13 protein-coding genes are annotated in these 19,318 nt (G+C 40.9%); 7 read left to right on the plus strand and 6 right to left on the minus strand.

The window, feature by feature from the left end; all coding sequences use genetic code 11:
- Window positions 1–64 precede the first annotated feature (64 nt).
- The gene (asnS, locus tag HW279_RS01740) at window positions 65–1,495 is read right to left on the minus strand and encodes an asparagine--tRNA ligase (protein WP_178957728.1); all 1,431 of its coding nucleotides are present in this window, start codon (window positions 1,493–1,495) and stop codon (window positions 65–67) included.
- A gap of 385 nt (window positions 1,496–1,880) precedes the next feature.
- On the opposite strand from asnS, the gene HW279_RS01745 reads away from it, so the two are divergent.
- Entirely contained in the window at window positions 1,881–2,192 is a 312-nt protein-coding gene (locus HW279_RS01745) for a hypothetical protein (RefSeq protein ID WP_178957729.1), read from the plus strand.
- Window positions 2,193–2,234: 42 nt separating this feature from the next.
- On the opposite strand, the gene HW279_RS01750 is transcribed toward HW279_RS01745, so the two are convergent.
- Genes HW279_RS01750 through HW279_RS01760 form a run of 3 tightly spaced genes read right to left on the minus strand, consistent with a single transcriptional unit; the run spans window position 2,235 to window position 7,261 of the window.
- A complete protein-coding gene (locus HW279_RS01750; RefSeq protein ID WP_009417436.1) occupies window positions 2,235–3,896 on the minus strand; it encodes an MBOAT family O-acyltransferase in 1,662 nt (553 codons plus the stop codon).
- 5 nt (window positions 3,897–3,901) lie between these two features.
- Entirely contained in the window at window positions 3,902–5,365 is a 1,464-nt protein-coding gene (locus tag HW279_RS01755; protein ID WP_009422526.1) for a lipase, read from the minus strand.
- Between the two features lie 3 nt (window positions 5,366–5,368).
- Window positions 5,369–7,261, minus strand: coding sequence for an ABC-F family ATP-binding cassette domain-containing protein (locus HW279_RS01760; protein ID WP_178957730.1), 1,893 nt, complete (start codon window positions 7,259–7,261; stop codon window positions 5,369–5,371).
- Window positions 7,262–7,991: 730 nt separating this feature from the next.
- On the opposite strand from HW279_RS01760, the gene HW279_RS01765 reads away from it, so the two are divergent.
- The 3 genes from HW279_RS01765 to xerD all read left to right on the plus strand — a co-directional run bounded on the left by HW279_RS01765 (window position 7,992) and on the right by xerD (window position 10,613).
- Entirely contained in the window at window positions 7,992–8,537 is a 546-nt protein-coding gene (locus HW279_RS01765; protein WP_178957731.1) for a DUF1599 domain-containing protein, read from the plus strand.
- Window positions 8,538–8,549: 12 nt separating this feature from the next.
- Window positions 8,550–9,632 carry a BT_3928 family protein gene (locus tag HW279_RS01770; RefSeq protein ID WP_178957732.1) on the plus strand — a complete coding sequence of 361 codons (1,083 nt, stop codon included), beginning with the start codon at window positions 8,550–8,552 and terminating at the stop codon, window positions 9,630–9,632.
- 69 nt (window positions 9,633–9,701) lie between these two features.
- Window positions 9,702–10,613, plus strand: a complete 912-nt coding sequence (xerD, locus tag HW279_RS01775) for a site-specific tyrosine recombinase XerD (protein ID WP_002673589.1) — start codon at window positions 9,702–9,704, stop codon at window positions 10,611–10,613.
- Between the two features lie 61 nt (window positions 10,614–10,674).
- Here the strand turns inward: xerD and HW279_RS01780 are convergent, their stop codons facing one another.
- On the minus strand, window positions 10,675–11,052 hold the full coding sequence (locus HW279_RS01780; RefSeq protein WP_009410371.1) for a PUR family DNA/RNA-binding protein: 378 nt from the start codon (window positions 11,050–11,052) through the stop codon (window positions 10,675–10,677).
- 292 nt (window positions 11,053–11,344) lie between these two features.
- Window positions 11,345–14,863, minus strand: a complete 3,519-nt coding sequence (locus HW279_RS01785) for an efflux RND transporter permease subunit (RefSeq protein WP_178957733.1) — start codon at window positions 14,861–14,863, stop codon at window positions 11,345–11,347.
- A 1,060-nt stretch (window positions 14,864–15,923) separates the two neighbouring features.
- Here HW279_RS01785 and HW279_RS01790 point away from each other — a divergent pair.
- The 3 genes from HW279_RS01790 (at window position 15,924) to HW279_RS01800 (ending at window position 19,293) form a co-directional block, all read left to right on the plus strand.
- Window positions 15,924–17,258 (plus strand): TolC family protein, encoded by a 1,335-nt coding sequence (locus HW279_RS01790; RefSeq protein ID WP_178957734.1) that lies wholly within the window; start codon window positions 15,924–15,926, stop codon window positions 17,256–17,258.
- A 64-nt stretch (window positions 17,259–17,322) separates the two neighbouring features.
- Complete coding sequence (locus HW279_RS01795) at window positions 17,323–18,552, plus strand: efflux RND transporter periplasmic adaptor subunit (RefSeq protein ID WP_178957735.1); 1,230 nt, start codon at window positions 17,323–17,325, stop codon at window positions 18,550–18,552.
- Window positions 18,553–19,293, plus strand: a complete 741-nt coding sequence (locus HW279_RS01800) for an ABC transporter ATP-binding protein (RefSeq protein ID WP_178957736.1) — start codon at window positions 18,553–18,555, stop codon at window positions 19,291–19,293. It begins immediately after the preceding gene.
- The last annotated feature ends 25 nt before the right edge of the window (window positions 19,294–19,318 follow it).

A 19,318-nucleotide genomic window follows, 5' to 3' on the forward strand; every position in this document is an offset into this window, starting at 1 on the left:
AATTACACAAGAAAACCGAGTTACTTTCGTAACTCGGTTTTTATATTTCCTGATGTAACTTACATTAAAACTCTGCACTCTGTGGTGTGCGTGGGTAAGGTATCACATCACGGATATTGGTCATTCCAGTAGCAAAGAGTACCAAGCGCTCAAAACCTAAACCAAAGCCACTGTGTACTGCTGTACCAAACTTACGAAGGTCTAAGTACCACCAAAGAGTTGCCTCGTCCATATGAAGGTCGGCGATTTTTTGTTTGAGCACATCGTAACGTTCTTCACGTTGCGAGCCTCCTACAATTTCACCTATTCCTGGGAAGAGAATATCCATCGCGCGCACCGTTTTACCGTCTTCATTTAAGCGCATATAAAACGCTTTGATATTTGCTGGATAGTCGTATAGAATTACAGGGCACTCAAAGTGTTTTTCCACCAAATAGCGCTCGTGTTCGCTTTGTAAATCTACACCCCATTCGTTTACGGGGTATTGAAATTTCTTCTTTTTATTGTGATTGCTATTCTTTAAAATATCTATTGCCTCGGTGTAACTCACCCTCTTAAACTGATTGTGAATTACAAATTCAAGTTTTTCGATGAGTGACATTGTGCTACGCTCGTTCTGTGGTTTAGTCTTCTCTTCTTCTAAAAATCTTTTGTTCAAGAACTCAAGGTCATCACGACGTACTTCCAAGGTGTATTGCAATACGTATTTAATAAAATCTTCCGCCAAATTCATATTGTCGATAAGGTCATAGAACGCCATTTCGGGCTCTATCATCCAGAACTCAGCTAAGTGACGTGAAGTATTGGAGTTTTCAGCACGGAAGGTAGGTCCAAAGGTGTAAATCTTACCAAGTGCCATCGCAAAAGTCTCACCTTCTAACTGACCTGATACGGTAAGGTTTGTCTCCCTACCGAAGAAGTCTTTCTTGTAATCTACTTCGCCGTTTTCATCAAGTGGTGGATTTTTGGCATCTAAGGTCGTTACGCGAAACATCTCTCCAGCCCCTTCGGCATCACTACCCGTGATAATAGGTGTATTCACGTAGAAAAAGCCATTGTCTTGAAAGTATTTGTGAATAGCAAAAGCTAAAGTAGAACGCACGCGCATCACTGCACTAAAAGTACTAGAGCGCACACGCAAGTGAGCGTTTTCTCTCAAGAATTCAAGTGAGTGTTTTTTAGGTTGGATAGGGTATTCTTCAGGGTTGCTATCACCTAATATACTGATGTTACTTGCTTGTAACTCTACGTTTTGCCCTTTACCTTGACTCTCCACAAGTCGTCCTTTTACTTCAATAGCTGCTCCCGTGGTAATGCGTTTAAGCAATTCAGGGTCGGTATTTTCAAAATCTACTACTACTTGTAAATTGTCGATTGTAGAACCATCGTTCAGGGCAATAAAGCGGTTGCTGCGGAAGGTGCGCACCCAACCTTTAAGGGTGATTTCTCCTTGTATGTTTTTTCCGTCTTGTAATAATTGTTTGATAGAATACATAACGCGTCTTATTTCTTATCTAATTCTGACGGCAAAAGTAATAACTTTTCAATAAATAACAAAGGAGTTTGGCTAAATCTCTAATTGTTTTCACTTCTTACACTGTTCCGTTATAACATTCCCTCTAACTTTTAATAGGTTTCCATCGTCTTACTTTCGCCTCAGATTCGCTCATCTTTCAAACAGCTCTTAATTATTAAACTCTTCTCTTTCCTATAAAAACTTTTCAAGATTCACTTCCCTTTTGCTAATCCTCAAATCTGCTAATTACATCTACTCGTGTGGCTTGTGTCTTTTACCTATAAAAAAGTTTTTTTAACTTGCAGTATAAATTCTTTGTTGTATATTTGTGGCATTAAAATTGATTATTTATTGTTTAATAAAAATGGAAGAATTCAAGCAAGATACCCCAAACGACTGGTCGTTTATTCACAATAGGCAATATAACGATAACAACCTAAATAACAATCCCATAGGTCTGGTGGGGTTCATAACGTCTGTAGTGGCAATATTCCTCGTATTGCTCCCTATTGTGAACCTTATCATATGGCTCACCGGATTGATATTATCTATTATCGGAATGAGCAAGAAGCCTAAAACATTAGCCGTCGCAGGGCTTATTATTTCAGTAGTAACTTCATTGGTGCTCATAATCATTATTGCTTGTATTGTGTTCATAGCCACTAATTCCCAATAGGTTTTCTCCCCCTTTTATCTTTTACCCCTACCTTTTACCTAACTAAAATTGGAAGTAAATAAACGGCTGAATATCGGTAGAATAAGCCTGATAGCAAATAAGCACTACTACTAAGGCTATCGCTATTTTCACAGCGTAATGGCTCTCGGCAAACACGTGTTCCACATAGTCTTTCCAATGCTGTGGTAGCCAATGGGTAATATAACCAATCAAGATAACGCCTAATGGAATATTGTTATGTCTAATCACTTCGGTAGCAGTATCCCAACTCATATTGTTCGCCACTTGTGCGAACCATAAGTTTATGCTCTCCATATCATTACCTCGGAAGAATATGCGTGTAAAGGTAATAAAAGCAAAAGTAAAGGCTATCTTCCAAGCGCGAGTAATCCATAGCTTACTTTGCTCGTACGGACTCACCTTGCGCCAATACTTATAAGCTACTACACCCAAACCGTTCAATCCACCCCATATAACAAACTTCCACGAAGCTCCGTGCCACAATCCTCCAATGAGCATCGTGAGCATAATGTTGATATTGGTAGTCAAGTAACGCTCAAAAGGTTTGTAATAAAAAGCTACTACCGCACCTGCTATAAGCAATCCCCCTGTGATAAAAGTAAAGGCGAGGTTACCAATCGCTACTACCAATATCACTACAAAAAGCAAGGAAAACACAAAAGTTCCTAAGGTGCTATTGCGGTTACCTCCTAACGGAATGTACAAATAGTCCTTCAACCAAGTAGAAAGCGAGATGTGCCAGCGTTTCCAAAAGTCTCCACAGTTCAAAGCCTTATAAGGTGAATTGAAGTTTACAGGCAAATGGAAGCCCATCAATAGCGCTACCCCTATGGCTATATCGGTATAGCCAGAAAAATCACCGTATATTTGGAGCGAGTAACCTATCAGAGCTAATAAGTTAGAAAAGCCCGAGTGCATTTCAGGAGCATCAAATACCTTATCCAAAAAGTGCAACGCGATAAAATCAGCAAATATCATCTTCTTGATAAGTCCTTTAAGAATAAGGAATATTGCCTTATTAAACTCTTCTTTGCTAATCTCTGTTTTTTTGAGAATTTGAGGTACAAACTCTTCTGCACGTACAATAGGACCTGCTACTAACTGAGGGAAGAAACTCACATAAAAACCAAAGTCTAATATCGATTTCAGTGGTGCAACCTTTCTGCGGTAAATATCCACTGTATAGCTAATGGTCTGAAAAGTGTAGAAAGAAATACCTACGGGCAATATAATTTTATCAACTGAAAAGTATCCGTTATAGTCAAACCCATTTGCCCAATAGGCTAAATAGTTAAAGGTTTGATGATGAGTGTGAAACAGCGCATTGTAAGTATCAGTAAAGAAATAAGCATACTTAAAATAACTAAGCACCAATAAGTTCACACAAACGCTAATAGTAACCCCTATTTTGCGTCTTCGCTCTTCTTGTTGATTATAGATATAATGCCCCAAATAAAAGTCAGTAACAGTACTAAATACCAATAACAATACAAAAAGCCCACTTGCCTTGTAATAGAAGTAAAAGCTGGCAAGCAACAAAAACAAGTTGCGCACGTGCTTACGCTTATAGATGAGCACAAACACCGCATATACTAAAGCAAAGAATATCCAAAAGTCTATCCGTACAAAAGTAAGTGGGTGAGCCGACTCAAAGGTAAAGAAGTTTTTAAAGAAATCTATCATAGCTATTATTGCACTGTGGCAAGGTCGTTAAGTAGGCATTGGTAAAACACTTCCGAAATTAGTTTAGTCCCTTGTGGCGTAAAGTGTACGTAATCCGAAACAGCCATTCCTTTTTTTACCCACGCTGTCATCGAGTTTTCTCCTCCCATTGCTTCAAAGATACTAAAATAAGCAATCCCATTTTTCAAGGCTTCTTCCTTCATCAGTTTGTTCATTTTCGGCACAAAAGGATAGGTGATGAGTTGTCCATTACGCGAAGTTGTCATATCTCCAGGACCTAAAAGCATAAACATTGCATTGGGGTTGGCTCGCTTTACCCATTTGATATTAAATATCAACGCGTTTACATACTCCTGAAGCTGTTGGTCTGTTTTCATATAGGGGATTGTATTTCCTCCGTACTGAAAAATAAATATATCGGGTTTGCGGTCAGCACTCATCTGTCTGAAATGCTCGTAATTCATACGTGTAAATATACGTCCTGCTTCCCCTCGCATCGCTACGTTATCCATTCGTACCCCTGACGACGCATCAAGAGTAATCCCATAAAAATCCGGACTTATCTTGCCTTCCAATTCCACTTTTAGCTCCTTAGGAGTAGATGCGAAATTGAGCTTATAATTATGGTATTTACCATCTGAGATAAGAGTATCTATTCTTAGAATATTCCCGTCCTGATACACACGTATCTTCACTTTTGCCATCGCATTGCCATAATGCAACCCAAAGCGCGTGTAGTTTCTTAAACGTGCATACGATTTATCCGAAGGCTTAATCGTAAAGCTGGCTTTTGCTACGGGTAAGGCAGTGGTATCAGCAGTATTGCTCACATAATTAGTGAAACGTGAGAAGGTAGAGAACAAACCATACTTATCGTGCGCTACCGTTTTGCGCTGTTTGCGGTCGAAGAAAGCGTAGCGCGTCCAGTTAGGCGAAGCAATAATATCCACACTGTTCTGGCTATACACTACTTTTATAGGGATAAAACCTGGCCCTCCACCAGTATATGCCAATTGCAATCGGTTGCGCACATAGCCGGTGATGCGGTCTCCTTCTATTTGCGAATCACCATAATGCACTATTTGGCAGGTAGGCTGACACAGTTTCTCTTTAAGTCTTCTGATATAATCCGTATGATTCCCCGGGTAATATATTTTCCCTTCTATATTAGTTTCCGAAGTTTGTACCGTGTCCTTAACAATAGTATCCTTTTTTGCTAAATTTTCGGTTTTTTCGTCTACAATGGTTTTAGTATCTTTAATAAGTTCGTCTACTTTATTATTTTCCTCTTCCCCTTTAAAGAGCATTCCCAATATATCAGGGGTCGGATAGCGCAACATCGCGTCACCAAACACTATACCCTCCCGCACCATTCCTTTGGCGGTGGTGTGATAACTGCTGAAAAGGGTCATTGTAAAGAGGGCTACCAGCACCCCCACAATAAAGAGTAAGATTTTTTTAGGTTGCATAACTTAACTCATTAATAATTCCCACTCGGTCATTAAATCCTCCAACTGCTGTTTTTTCTGTTCGTATTCCTTGTAAAAAGCATCGTTCTGTACGCCTTGTCCCATCTGCTCATTCATCACTTTAAGCTCGTCTTCAAGAGCGGTAATGTTCTTCTCTATCTTGTTGAGCTTATTCTGAATGGCTTTCTGCTGTTTCTGTTCCTCAAACGAGAGTTTTTCTTCTTTCTGCGGTTCTTTTTCTACCTGCACAGGAGTGCTCTTGCTCTGCTGTTCTATCTCTCTAAAATTAACGGCAGCACGTTGTTCAAGGAAGAAATCGATGTCCCCAAGATATTCTTTCAGGTGTTTGTTCTTAAACTCGTATACCTTATCGGTAAGCCCTTGCAAGAAATCGCGGTCGTGCGACACAATGATGAGCGTCCCTTCAAACTGCTGTAAGGCTTGTTTGAGTACATTCTTCGATTTGATATCCAAATGGTTCGTAGGCTCGTCCATCACCATTACGTTAAAGTCCGAAAGGAGCATCTTTGCCAATGCCAAACGGTTGCGCTCCCCTCCCGAAAGCACTTTCACTTTCTTATCTACCTCATCGCCACGGAAGAGAAAAGCCCCAAGTATGTCGCGTATTTTAGTACGATTGCTGTCGTTAGCTGCATTAAACATCGTATCAAGCACGGTGAGTTCTCCATCTAAGTAGTCGGCTTGGTTCTGAGCAAAGTAAGCTAACTGTACATTGTGCCCCAGCCTGATAGTTCCTTCATAGGGTATTTCGCCCACTATCATCTTGGCGAGGGTCGTTTTCCCCTGTCCGTTTTGTCCCACAAAAGCTACTTTGCTGCCTCGTTCTATAAGCAAACTCACGTGGCTGAGCACCTCTTTTTCACCATAACTTTTCGATACATCGTCTATTTCCAGCACTACCTTCCCTGGCGTTACCGATACGGGGAAACGCACGTTCATCACCGCATTGTCTTCCTCGTCTACCTCTATGCGCTCTATCTTGTCCAACTTCTTCATAAGCGACTGTGCCATTGAGGCTTTGGTAGCTTTGGCGCGGAATTTTTCGATGAGCTTTTCAGTGTGTTGTATCTTCTTTTCTTGGTTCTTTTGTGAGGCGAGTTGCAGTTCGCGCATCTCTTTTCTCAGTTCCAAAAACTGAGTGTAAGGCTTCGGGTAATCGTATATTTTGCCTACCGAAATCTCAATCGTCCGATTGGTCACATTGTCTAAAAACATTCTGTCGTGCGACACAATTACCACCGCCCCGCTATAAGTAGAGAGGAACTGTTCTAACCAAATAATCGACTCTATATCCAAGTGGTTCGTAGGCTCGTCCAATAGCAATATATCGTTGTTCTGCAACAGCAGTTTTGCCAATTCAATACGCATACGCCACCCGCCCGAAAAGCTATCGGTGAGCTTGTCGAAATCACTCCGCTCAAAGCCCAACCCCAATAGCACTTTCTCGGTTTCTCCTTGGTATTGGTATCCCCCTATAAGGTCGAAACGATGCGTATAGTCGCTGAGTTTATCGAGCAAATCGTGGTACGCCTCGCTCTCGTAATCAGTGCGGGTTTCTATCTGGTGATGAATATCGTCCAACTGACGTTCCAAAGCCTTAATCTCAGTGAATGCCTGATAGGCTTCTTCCAAAATGGTACGTCCTTTCACAAAATCAATATCCTGTTTCAAAAATCCGATGCGTACATCTTTATCGGTAGCAATGCCTCCGGTATCGGGTTTAAGTTCGCGTGAAAGCAATTTAAGCATCGTCGATTTCCCCGCTCCGTTCTTACCAATAAGCCCCACACGGTCGCCCGCATTCAGCATAAAAGCAACGTCCTCAAAGAGGTACTCGCCTTGAAAAGAAACAGATAGGTTGTGAACGTTCAGCATATGATATTCGTTATTTCGGGCGCAAAAGTACAAAACTATAAGTAATTAGCAATAAATAATGCCTAATTATTAGGTAAAATCAGTACAACCCTTCGCAAAAAATCCCCAATCACTAAAATCAAATCCCAAAATTCACAGTATTTTTCACTGCCCTACCTTCACCCACCGCTCATTATCTCTTCATTCATCACCCTGTCTTTCTTCACTTTTCCGTCACCACATTCCCTCTTAAAAGGACTATATTTTCGTCCCTAATTCCCCCTTTTGTCGCTACACTCCCCCTTTCCCTTCATACTCCCCCCTAGTGCCTATGGCCTAAGGCCTAGTGCCTTTTCCCTTTCTTTCGCCTCGAAACCCCAATTTTAACATTTTTAGTGCTGTTGTATGACATTATGAATCAACTTTTTATACACCCTTTCTATACCAATCGTCCAAGATTCGTATAAGCTTCCTATAAGCTCTCTATAAGCTAACCCCACCCTCCTAATAGCCTTTTTTCACCAAAATTCTTCTCAGCTCCCTTCCGTTCTTCTCCGTTATCTTTCGAACTCCTCAACCCTCCACATTTACTAATTTTCTCATTTCCTAATTTGCTAATTTTTTCCCTGCCCGTCGTGCTACGACTGCCAGTGCGGCTCGCACCTCATTTCCAAATTTGCTAATTTCCAAATTTGTCCATTTGCTAATTACTTCGTACCTTTGCACTTTCATTACCTGTCACCTAATTAAAATGAACACTCTTAAACAATATAACACCGTTATTGAACAATGCCGTACGCTCTTTATCAACAAGATGAAAGACTATGGCTGTGCCTGGCGTATCTTGCGCCTCCCTTCTCTTACTGATCAGATTCTCATCAAAGCACAACGCATTCGAGGGCTACAAGAGAATACCGAGCATAAAATTGATGAAGACGAGACAGCCGAGTTTATAGGCATCATCAACTATGCCCTGATGGCTCTTATTCAAATAGACAAAGGAGTAGCTACCCAGCCCGACCTTAGTCTCGAAGAGGCAACGGCGCTATACGATGCTAAAGTTACCGAAGCGCGCTCCCTTATGGAAGCTAAAAACCACGATTATGGCGAGGTGTGGCGCGAAATGCGGGTGAGCTCTCTTACCGACCTTATCCTGCAAAAGCTCTTGCGTGTAAAACAAATTGAAGATAATAAAGGAAAAACATTGGTTAGTGAAGGCATTGATGCTAATTATCAAGATATGATAAACTATGCAGTGTTTGCTCTCATACATTTAAACAATCAACATAACAACTAAATAACAACTTATATGAAATATCTTATCCAGCTTTGTCGCATATTATTAGGCGTTACTTTTATCATCAGTGGAATGATAAAACTCAATGACCCTATGGGCTTTTCATTTAAATTGGAAGACTATTTTGCTCCCGATGTGCTCAATATGCCTTTTTTTGTACCATACACTTTAACTTTTGCCATTTTGGTATGTATTTTCGAAGTAGTTTTGGGGGTAACCTTATTGGTAGGCTATAAAAAGAAGCTCACTTTGTGGCTTTTGCTGGCTATGTTAGTATTCTTCGGCTTCCTCACCTTCTATTCGGCTTATTTTCACAAAGTAACTGATTGTGGTTGTTTTGGTGATGCTATCAAATTTACACCTTGGCAATCGTTTACCAAAGATATGGTACTATTAGTTTTAGCTCTCATCGTCTTTTGGGGGCAAAAATATGTACAACCCATTACCAAAGGTAATTTACCTTTATTAATTACAGTACTCTCTGTGCTTTTCTGCATAGGCTTTGTATATTACGTCTACAATCACTTACCCATAAAAGATTTTCGTCCATATAAGATAGGAACAAATATCCCCAAAGGTATGGAATTACCGCCCAATGCCGTTACTTATTATTGGACTTTCAAAGTAAACGGCAAAGAAAAAGTGATTGTAACTAAAGATGCAAGTTTCCCAAAAGTAGATGGTGAATATGTAAGCTCTACCTCTACTACCGAATTGCCTCCTATACACGATTTTTATATTCAAGATAAAGATAGAGAAACAGACTATTTGCCACAATTTATGGCAGAAGAAAAGCTCTTGATGGTAGTTTCTTATCGCCTCGACCTCGCTAACCAAGAGGCTTTTAAGGCTATCAAAACCGTAACCGATAAAGCTCTTAAAAACGGATATACCGTGATAGGTCTTACCTCGCAAATGGAGAAAGCTCCTTATATAGTAAAGAAATACGAACTCAATTTCAACTTTTATTATAACGATGCTACTACCCTCAAAACAATGATACGTTCTAATCCTGGACTTATAGTGCTTTCCAAGGGTACTATCATCGATAAAAAGCATTATAACGACAGCGAAAAATTATCAATTGATAAATAACACACCTTTTACTCACATCCCTAACTATCGCTGGTTTTACCTTTTATCTCTTATCTTTTACCTAAAAACGTGTGGCGTAAAGTAAATACCGATTATCAGAATTATTTGCGATTACAACGTGGTTTATCGCAAAATACTGTTGTGTCTTATGGCTTAGATATTGAGAAACTCATAGGGTATTTGGAAAAATACAATATCACTGAACCCCCCGATACTATTCAAGTAGATACCTTGCGCCAGTTCGTATACGAAGTCTCCAAAGAACTTAACGCACGTTCACAAGCCCGACTCATATCGGCTTTGAAGAGTTTTTTTAAGTTTATGATTTCTGAGAAAGGACGTGAAGACTTCCCTATGAGCCTTATCGACAGCCCTAAAATAGGTGTAAAACTCCCCGACACACTTTCCTTAAAAGAAATAGATGCTATGCTCGCCTCCATAGACCTCAGCACCGATGAGGGGCATCGTAATAAAGCTATTATAGAAACGCTTTACGGCTGTGGGTTGCGAGTGTCGGAATTAGTCTCTCTCCGCCTATCCGACTTGTTTTTCGAAGAAGATTTCATTAGAGTAATGGGGAAGGGTAGCAAACAGCGCTTAGTGCCTATTGAAAGCTATACGCAGAAACAAATTAACAATTATATCAATAACCAGCGCAAACAATTAAAGATAGCAAAAGGTCACGAAGATTACGTTTTCCTAAACAGAAGGGGGAAACAACTTACTCGCGCAATGATATTTACTATTGTAAGACAAGTAGCTGAAAACATAGGATTACAGAAGACCATTAGCCCACATACTTTCAGACATTCTTTTGCGACACACCTATTGGAGAACGGTGCGAATCTGCGTGCCATACAGATGATGTTAGGTCACGAGAATATTACTACCACAGAAATATACGTACACGTAGAAAAGTCATATTTGAGGGAAGCTTTGGTGAAATACCACCCACGTCATAAGATGAGTTTTACTCAATAGCCTATTACGTCATCACTCTATTACAAACAGATGAGTGAAGTTTTACCTTATTAGATTTTAGCTATAGGTCTTCAAAATCAAGGTCTTTGTAAACGCCATTACTATTGCTTACGCCTTCCAATCGTTCATTGTAATAGTTCTTTTTAAAGTCTTTTTGATGACGTTCAGAAATTACCTCCTCTCCTTTTTCATCAAAAACATAGTTAGTCATTTCGTTTAAAATATCTTTAAACATTTCAAAATCCTCTTTATACAGATAGATTTTGTGTTTTTTGTAGTGAAATGAGCCATCATCGTGAGTAAACTTCTTACTTTCAGTAATAGTCAAGTAATAATCATTAGCACGCGTTGCTCTTACATCAAAAAAATAGGTGCGTCTGCCTGCTCTTAAAACTTTTGAGAATATCTCCTCATTGTCTAATATTTCTTTTTCTTCCATCATTATGTACGTATTTTTAAATTATTCTGTCGGCAAAAGTCTTCATTTTTTATAGCAAGTGCAAATATTTATAGTATGAATTTTACTTTATTTCCTTATTTTAGTATAATTTTAAGGTTTCACACTTGAAAAACACTACTAACCATAATTTTATCAAAAGAATATCGCTTAAAATTTAGCAATTAACTTCGTCAACGCCTCCTCTTTCGTCTTAGCTTCGCTTTACCTTCGTCTTAGGTTCGTCTTAGGTTCGAATAAGCCTTGTCTTTCAGTCTAATTAAGCGCTACTTCCTTATCCTATTACGACTTCTTTCCCTTCAACTACTATTTCAAAATCTCCCTCTGGACGCTCTTTTAGGTATTGTATTTTACGGATTTTGGTAAGGTAGCTGTGCTCTGCGATAGCGCGCTTCTCGTCATCGGCAATGACGGATACGATTTCTCGCTCAGGATAAGTGAGCAATAACAAGAAATCTAACTGACCATAATCATCGGCAATATGCAAAATACCCGCTTTTTCGGGCAGTGAATGCACAAGCTCGTGATAGTGTTCGCGATGCTGCCTATAATCTTCTTTGACAGCACGCACCACATAATTTTTTTTGTATAAATAATTCAAAAACAGTTTCTTTTCTAGGTAATCCACTCCTTCCAATCGCTTGCGCAAGGCGAGGAATTGCTGGCGGTAGAAAGCGCCTATCTGTTTAGCTCGTTCGCGTGGAATATTGCCAAAATGCTCATCGTTAGGAGCTATGGGGTCGCCTACTACTACCGTAATGGCACCATCGTAGATAATCACATCACCTTTGGGTTGCACTTCCGAACAACCGTGAATATACACGGGCACAAGAGGCGTTTGGAAATGTTCGGCTATCAGGAAAGCACCTTTGTGAAAACGGTGTATTTGGTTACTTTCGGAACGTTTGCCTTCTGGGAAAATCATTACTGAAATACCGTTCTTTAAATTCTTTTCGAATAAGGGCATTCCTTTTTCTATGCCTTCAGAGGCTGGAAAAAAGCCCATTGCCTGCACATAACGTCCAAATACTACCGAGTTATACACCCAATCGTTTACCATATAACTGATGCGATGTGTGAAGAGGCCTATTGCCAAAGTATCGAGCCACGAGGTATGATTGGCAATCACAACTGAAGGAGTTGTAAGCTGTATATGGTGTGGATTCTCTACCTTTTTGCGCACAAAAGGATTGGCATAAAGCACTGAAGTAGTGAGCGAAGCTGCTAAACGTCTGAGCCACATAGTGCGTTTAGGAGTAAGTTTGGCAAGTAGCCAACCTATATTGGAGAGAATAATAGACGATAGTGCATAATAGGTAGTTAGCAGTATGGATTGCAGTAAAAGACGCAAACTCACCGGAGAACGCCCCCTATCAGGACGACGGAATATAAAAAACTTAAATATAGTAGGGTAAAATACAAAAGTTATTGCCAAAGCAGTGAAAATACCTATCACCGATACCGATGCAATTGATTTTAAGGCGGGGTGTTTGGCAAAAATAAGCGTTCCGATAGCTAAAAAGGTAGTAATAGACGCTAAAAGTACTGACACTTTGTACACAGGAAGTTCATTTTTACCATCGGTATAGTCTTTTTGCAGCGCACAAGTCATAAAAATACTAAAATCTACCGAATGTCCTAATACCAAAGTGCAGACAATCATACTAAACACATTGAACTCTATGCCAAAAAAGTTCATTAAAGCAGATGTAACTACCCCTGTAACTCCAATAGGAATAAGAGTGAGTAACACCAACTCTACACGCCTAAAAAACAAGAGCAGTATGAGGAAAATAGCGATAGACGAATAGTTTACTAACAGCAATATATCGTCTTTGAGTTTGCCTAAGAACGTTTCACTTAGGTTCTTGCGGTCGATAACAACGGTAGGCGTGTGTTTTTCTACTGAATGAATAAAAGGGTCACGCTCGGAGGGAGTGAGTTTTACGAGATTGGCAATAGTATAAAAGCCCCCTTTTTCAGTAATAAAATCTTCTAACGGAATAGCTGAAAGGGCTTTATAAGCATCAAGGTTTTTTATAACTTCAAAATCACCTGCTATACTTTGGTAGAAAGGTGCGTAAGTTTCTTCTTTAAAACCAACCTCATTCCCTTTTCCTATCAGTTGTTGTTTTAGAAATTGCTGTCTTTCGGCATTCCAAAAATCTTTCCATCGTTGTAAACGCGCTTCTTGTTCTTTTTTAGGCAATACAATCCCCCCGATAGAACTGAATTGCTTGATACTATCGTGTGCTTTATAACTTTGCAACTGCTGATATAGTGTATAATTGCGCTCTAAGGCTTCCTCTAAAGAGTTGCCATAAGCAGCAGCGTAAAGTGATTTGTATTCACTATCGGTGATGTTCTCTAATTGATGTTCGGCTGCCTTATAACGTTCGTTGATATAGTTGATATTGGCAATATCGCCATTGAAACGGACATTATGAAAAGTAAAACAACTCACCACTATCAGCAGTAAGCAAGCCCCTACTACCCACTTGTTGTGATGAAATGGATAAGCCCCTATGCGGTCTAAAAAAGTTTTGCGCACCTCGATAGTGCGATTGCCTCGGTAGAAATGAGGCACGAGCACCAACGATAATATGGCTGATACCATTATGCCCACAAAAGCAAATATTCCTAAATCTTGCATCACCTCAGAATGTACAAAGAGCAAGCAGAGGAATGAAATGGCGGTAGTGATACTGCTGAGTAATATAGGCACGGTTACAGCACGGTACAACTCGGCGGTGTTTTTAGCTACCTTGTAATGAGTGAGGATATGTAGTGAATAGTCGATAGTAACTCCTAAGAGTACCGCTCCTAAACTGATAGAAATTGCCGAAATACTACCTTTGAGCATATAGAGTGTTGCCAAAGCAGAAAGCACCCCAAAAGCTGAAGGGATAAAGGCAATAAATGGGATATAGACACTGCGGTAGAAGAAGACTAACAGCAAATAAAGCAATGATAATGAAATGAGTACCGTGGTGAGAATATCAGTTTTGATTTGAGAAGCGTTGCTCACCGAGATAAAGGGAGCCCCAAAGAAATCTACACGCGCTTTTCCTTTATACTGGGCGTTGAGATGGTCTTGCAACTCGTCTAACCCTGCGACGAAAGCGGCATTGTGTTCGCTATCGTTGCCATCGTACTTAGGGTTGATAAAGAAGAGGATATGTTGCTCGTCGTTAGTAGTGAGGAAACCATTGGCAATCTTAAAATCATTGCCTGTATTGAGCTCTTGAAGTTTGCGCAAACCGCGAAAAGTGAGACCAAAAGGGTCTTTACGGATAAACTGTTGTGCCACCATACCCGCAGGAGTGAGCATCGTTTTGTACTGACTCTCCACCATTGATTTGAGACTATCGGAAGATAAACGGCGTTCTAAATAAGCGTAATCTTCATCGTTTAGAAAAAGAGGTAGGTGGTCGTTTACAAACTGCCAAGTCTCATCGATTTCTTCTTCGTTTATAATCCCCTGAATATTTTTGACATACTTCGTCATAGAAGCATTGAGCGTATCGCGCAAAGTTTCGGCTACTGCCTGCATATCGGTGAGCGTTTCGCCTTTTTCGGCTGTTACCATTACCGAAATTTTATCAGCGAAATTGAGTTGTTTGAGCACCTTGGAAGTGATGTTCGTCTTATCGTTTTGAGGGAGTACTTTGGTAATATCCTCTTCAAACCGCAACTGACTCAAGCCATAAATAGCAATGAGTGCCCAAGCGGTGAAGAATGAGAAGGTAGCGAGTTTATGAGTGGTGATATATTGGTAAATTCTGTTTAACATCTGCGTTTATTTATCGGACAAAAGTATAGAATAATTAGCAAATAGACAAATTTGGAAATTTGGAAATGAGAAAATGGGAGAATTAGAAAATTAGAAAATTAGGAAATGAGAGAATGGGAGAATTAGAAAATTAGGAAATGAGAGAATGGAGCGCGAGCTACAAGAAAAGTGTTAGCGGAGAGGATTAACTTTGCCAAAGGTGCGAGCCGCACAGGCAAAACCTTTGGCAAAGTGTATACCCCTAAAAGTGACATATCTGAGCTATCGAAAGGAAACGGAAAATTTCATAAGGAGACTAAGAGAGATTTTAGTGAGAAAAGGCTATTAGGAGGGTGGGGGTAGCTTATAGAGAGCTTATAGGAAGCTTATACGAATCTTGGACGATTGGTATAGAAAGGGTATATAAATAGTTGATTCATAATATCATACAACAGCACTAAAAATGGTAAAAACGGGGTTTCGAGGCGAAAGAAAGGGAAAAGGCACTAGGCCTTAGGCCATAGGCACTAGGGGATAACATCCCCCCTAGCCCCCTTCAAAGGGGGAATGTAGCGACGGAAAAATGATGAAAACTTCTTTATATTCAGAAGCTCCATTCTCGCGGGGCACATACCCAGCTGTCGCTGGCTACCTTCAAAGGGGGAATATAGCGACGAAAAAGGGAAGAAATGAGGAATGACAGGGGACAAATGACGAGTGATAAATGACGAATAACAGATTTTTGAATGAGCAATATATAAAGATAAAAGGAAGATAACTTGTGAGAGTTATTGAAGGAAGGAGATGTACGGGCAGTTGTTGGACGAGGTAGGCAAGTCGGAGAAGGAGAACGGGGTAGACAGGGTAGACTGGATAGAGTGAGCGGACAAGGTGGATAAGGCAGAGCGATTGGACGTTTCTGACGACTAAAATTAACACCTTATAACTAAAAATTAACTGCTAAATATTGCTTTTCGTCGATAAAATAAGGCTTTTCGTCGATTATTTTTGCGGACTTCAACTGTATTGTACTACCTTTGTCGCAACTAAATGACAAAAAGTTGCTTAAAAACTAAAAACGATGAAAAGAACTTTGTACATATCTTTTTTGTATCTCTGTCCTTTGTTAGCAGGGGCTCAAGTGAAACAATGGTCGCTGGCAGACTGTATCAACTATGCGGTACAGAACAATATTTCTGTAAAGAAGACGGAACTGAACCAGCAGACGGCTGAAATCAATTACAGTCAGGCGAAGAGCAACCGCTTGCCTACGGTAAGTGGCTCGGCTTCGGCAAACCAGAATTACGGTTCGGCAATCAATCAGATTTCTAACGAGCGGGTGTCGCGACGTACGTTCTCCAACAATTTTGGGGTATCGGCATCTATGCCACTCTATCAGGGCAATAAACTGAACCTACAAGTAGACCGCAGTAAATTATTGCTCGAACAGAACGAACTGTACGTGCAAGAGGCGAAAAACAATATCACTTTGAGTGTACTTGAAGCTTATCTGCAAGCCCTTTACAGCTATGAAGGCATAGAGGTAGCTAAGAATACGGCGCGCTCTTCGGGTGAGGAATTAAAACAAGCACAGGGCAAGTTTGCCAATGGGTCTATTGCTAAACTGAGTTTAGCTGAGATAGAAACGCGTCACGCCAACAACGAGTATGCTATTATCAAAGCAGAAAATGAATACGAAAGTAGGGTACTGACCCTCAAACAACTGTTGGAGCTTCCTCTTAATAGTGATTTCGCTATTGCGCTCGACCTTCCCGCAGATGATGAAACGGCGATTATCCCTAATAAAGATGTGGTTTTTGCGGAAGCCAAACAAAAGCTCCCAAATCTAAAAATCTATCAATCACAACAAAAGATAGCTGAAAAAGATATTAAGATAGCCAGAGCGGGCTATGCCCCTACTCTATCGCTACAAGCAGGGGTAAATACAGGATATTCAAACCTCAACGATTTGAGCTATCGCACCCAGTTGGATAGCAATTTCGGTCAGACCATAGGAGCATCGCTCAATATTCCTATCTTTTCGCAGTTCAGAAATAAGAACAATGTAAAACTGGCTAAGGTTACCCAACAGCAAGCGGTGCTCGACGAACAACAAGCGGAAAAAGACCTCTATACCAAAATAGAAACCGCTTGGCAGAATGCTACCACTTACCAAGCACAACAAGCAGCTTCGCGCACGGCTCGTGACAATGCTAAATTAGCATATGATTTGGCAGTAAAAAAGCACGAATTCGGTGGACTTACCAATACCGAGCTTCTCGTAAGCGAAAACGCTTACCTCAACGCGGAGCAAACCTATTTGCAAAATAAGTATATGCAGGCGCTGTATGTACAGTTGCTGAAGTTTTATGAGGGAGTCCTCCCCCTAACTCCCTCCCAAGGAGGGGGAATGTAGCGATGCTAATCTTTCTGAAAAAATAATTTATAGAATATTATCTAATGACTAACGACTAAATACAATGAAAAAACACATTAAGAAAATCATCATTATCGTACTATTAGCCGTAGTGGCTTTTGGGGTGTATTACTTCTTTATGAAGGAAAAACCTTCTTTTATCGTCCTGCAAACTGATAAGGTTACCCAAGGTGATGTTACTACCGAAGTAACTGCTACTGGTAGCGTACAGCCAGTGGACGAGGTGGAAGTAGGTACCCAAGTATCGGGATTGGTAAGCAAGATTTACGTAGATTACAACAGCCAAGTGAAGAAAGGACAGCTACTGGCGGAACTCGACAAGACAAACCTACAAGAAATGGTTGTAAATGCTACTGCCAATTACCAATCGGCACTCAACGAACTGAATTACTATCGTCAGAATTACGAACGACAACAGAAAATGTACAATGCCCAAGTGATTAGCAAATCGGACTACGAGCAGGCATTGTATCAGTTCAACAACGCAAAAACAAATGTAGCACAACGTCTTACGACCCTCAATCAAGCAAAAACCAACTTAGGATATGCCAATATCTATTCGCCTATCGATGGGATTATCCTCAGCAAAGAGGTAGAAGAAGGGCAAACGGTAGCCGCCTCGATGAGTGCGCCTACACTTTTTAAGATAGCCAAAGACATCAAGCGTATGCAGGTGGAAGCCGATGTAGACGAAGCCGATATAGGACAAGTGAAAGTAGGGCAACGTGTGAGCTTTACCGTAGATGCTTACCCCCAAGAAGAGTTTTCGGGGAAGGTAACCCAAGTGCGTCTATCACCTACTACGACTTCGAACGTGGTGACCTATACGGTGATAGTAGAGGCTGAAAACCCCGACGAGAAGCTCAAACCTGGGCTTACCGCTACCATCGCTATCTATACCAATGAGCTAAAAGGCGTAACCATAGTGCCTGCGAAAGCGATGAACTTCACCCCAGACATCGACCTACTGATGCAGTACTACGCTCAGAAAGGCATTACAGCTGAAGTTCCTAAAGTACAGCACGGCAAGGGTAAAAATAAATACGTATGGGTGCTTAACTTCGACGGCAGTATCGCCCAACAAACCATCAGCATTGGTAGCAACGACGGTATCAATGTGCAGGTGCTCAGTGGGGTAACGGTAGGTACAGAAGTGGTTACGTCCTTAGCAAATATGAACCCGCAAGCCAATGCGGAAAAGAAAGATAGTGGCGACAGCAGTAGCCCGTTTATGCCTAAACGTCCTCGTCGTGATAACTCAAAAGCCAAATAAATGAAAAAAGCAATCATCGACATACGCGATATGAAACGCGAGTTTAAGATGGGCAACGAGACAGTTCACGCCCTCAAAGGCATTAACCTCACCATTCACGAGGGTGAGTTCGTAACCATTATGGGACCCAGTGGGTCGGGTAAATCAACCTTATTGAACATATTAGGTTGTTTAGACCGTCCGTCGTCAGGCGATTACATTTTGGACGGCATCTCGGTGAAAGATATGAGCAAGAACGAACTCGCAACAGTACGCAACACCAAGATAGGCTTTATCTTTCAGTCGTACAATCTTTTGGCGCGTACCTCAGCTATCGAGAATGTAGAGCTCCCTTTGATGTACAACTCTAAAATCTCGGCTAAAGAACGTCGCGAGCGCGCTATTGAAGCTCTCATCAGCGTAGGTTTGGAAAGCCGATTGAACCACTTGCCCAGTGAACTCTCGGGTGGACAACAGCAACGGGTAGCCATTGCTCGTTCCTTAGTGAACCACCCGGTGATACTCCTTGCTGATGAGGCTACAGGTAACCTTGACACTAAAACCTCTTATGAGGTAATGGAGCTTTTCCAACGCCTTAATGACCAAGGTAGTACCATAGGCTTTGTAACCCACGAGAACGATATAGCCCTTTTCAGCAAGCGTACGGTTGTACTCAAAGACGGACATATCATCAGTGATAAGGAAGTAACTAATAGGCTGAATGCAAAGGAAGAATTGGCGAAAATAGTGGTAGAAGATTAGCCATTTGGTTAGACGAGTCAGACGG

This window comes from Capnocytophaga sp. oral taxon 903 (genome assembly GCF_013394785.1).
Lineage (GTDB): Bacteria > Bacteroidota > Bacteroidia > Flavobacteriales > Flavobacteriaceae > Capnocytophaga > Capnocytophaga ochracea.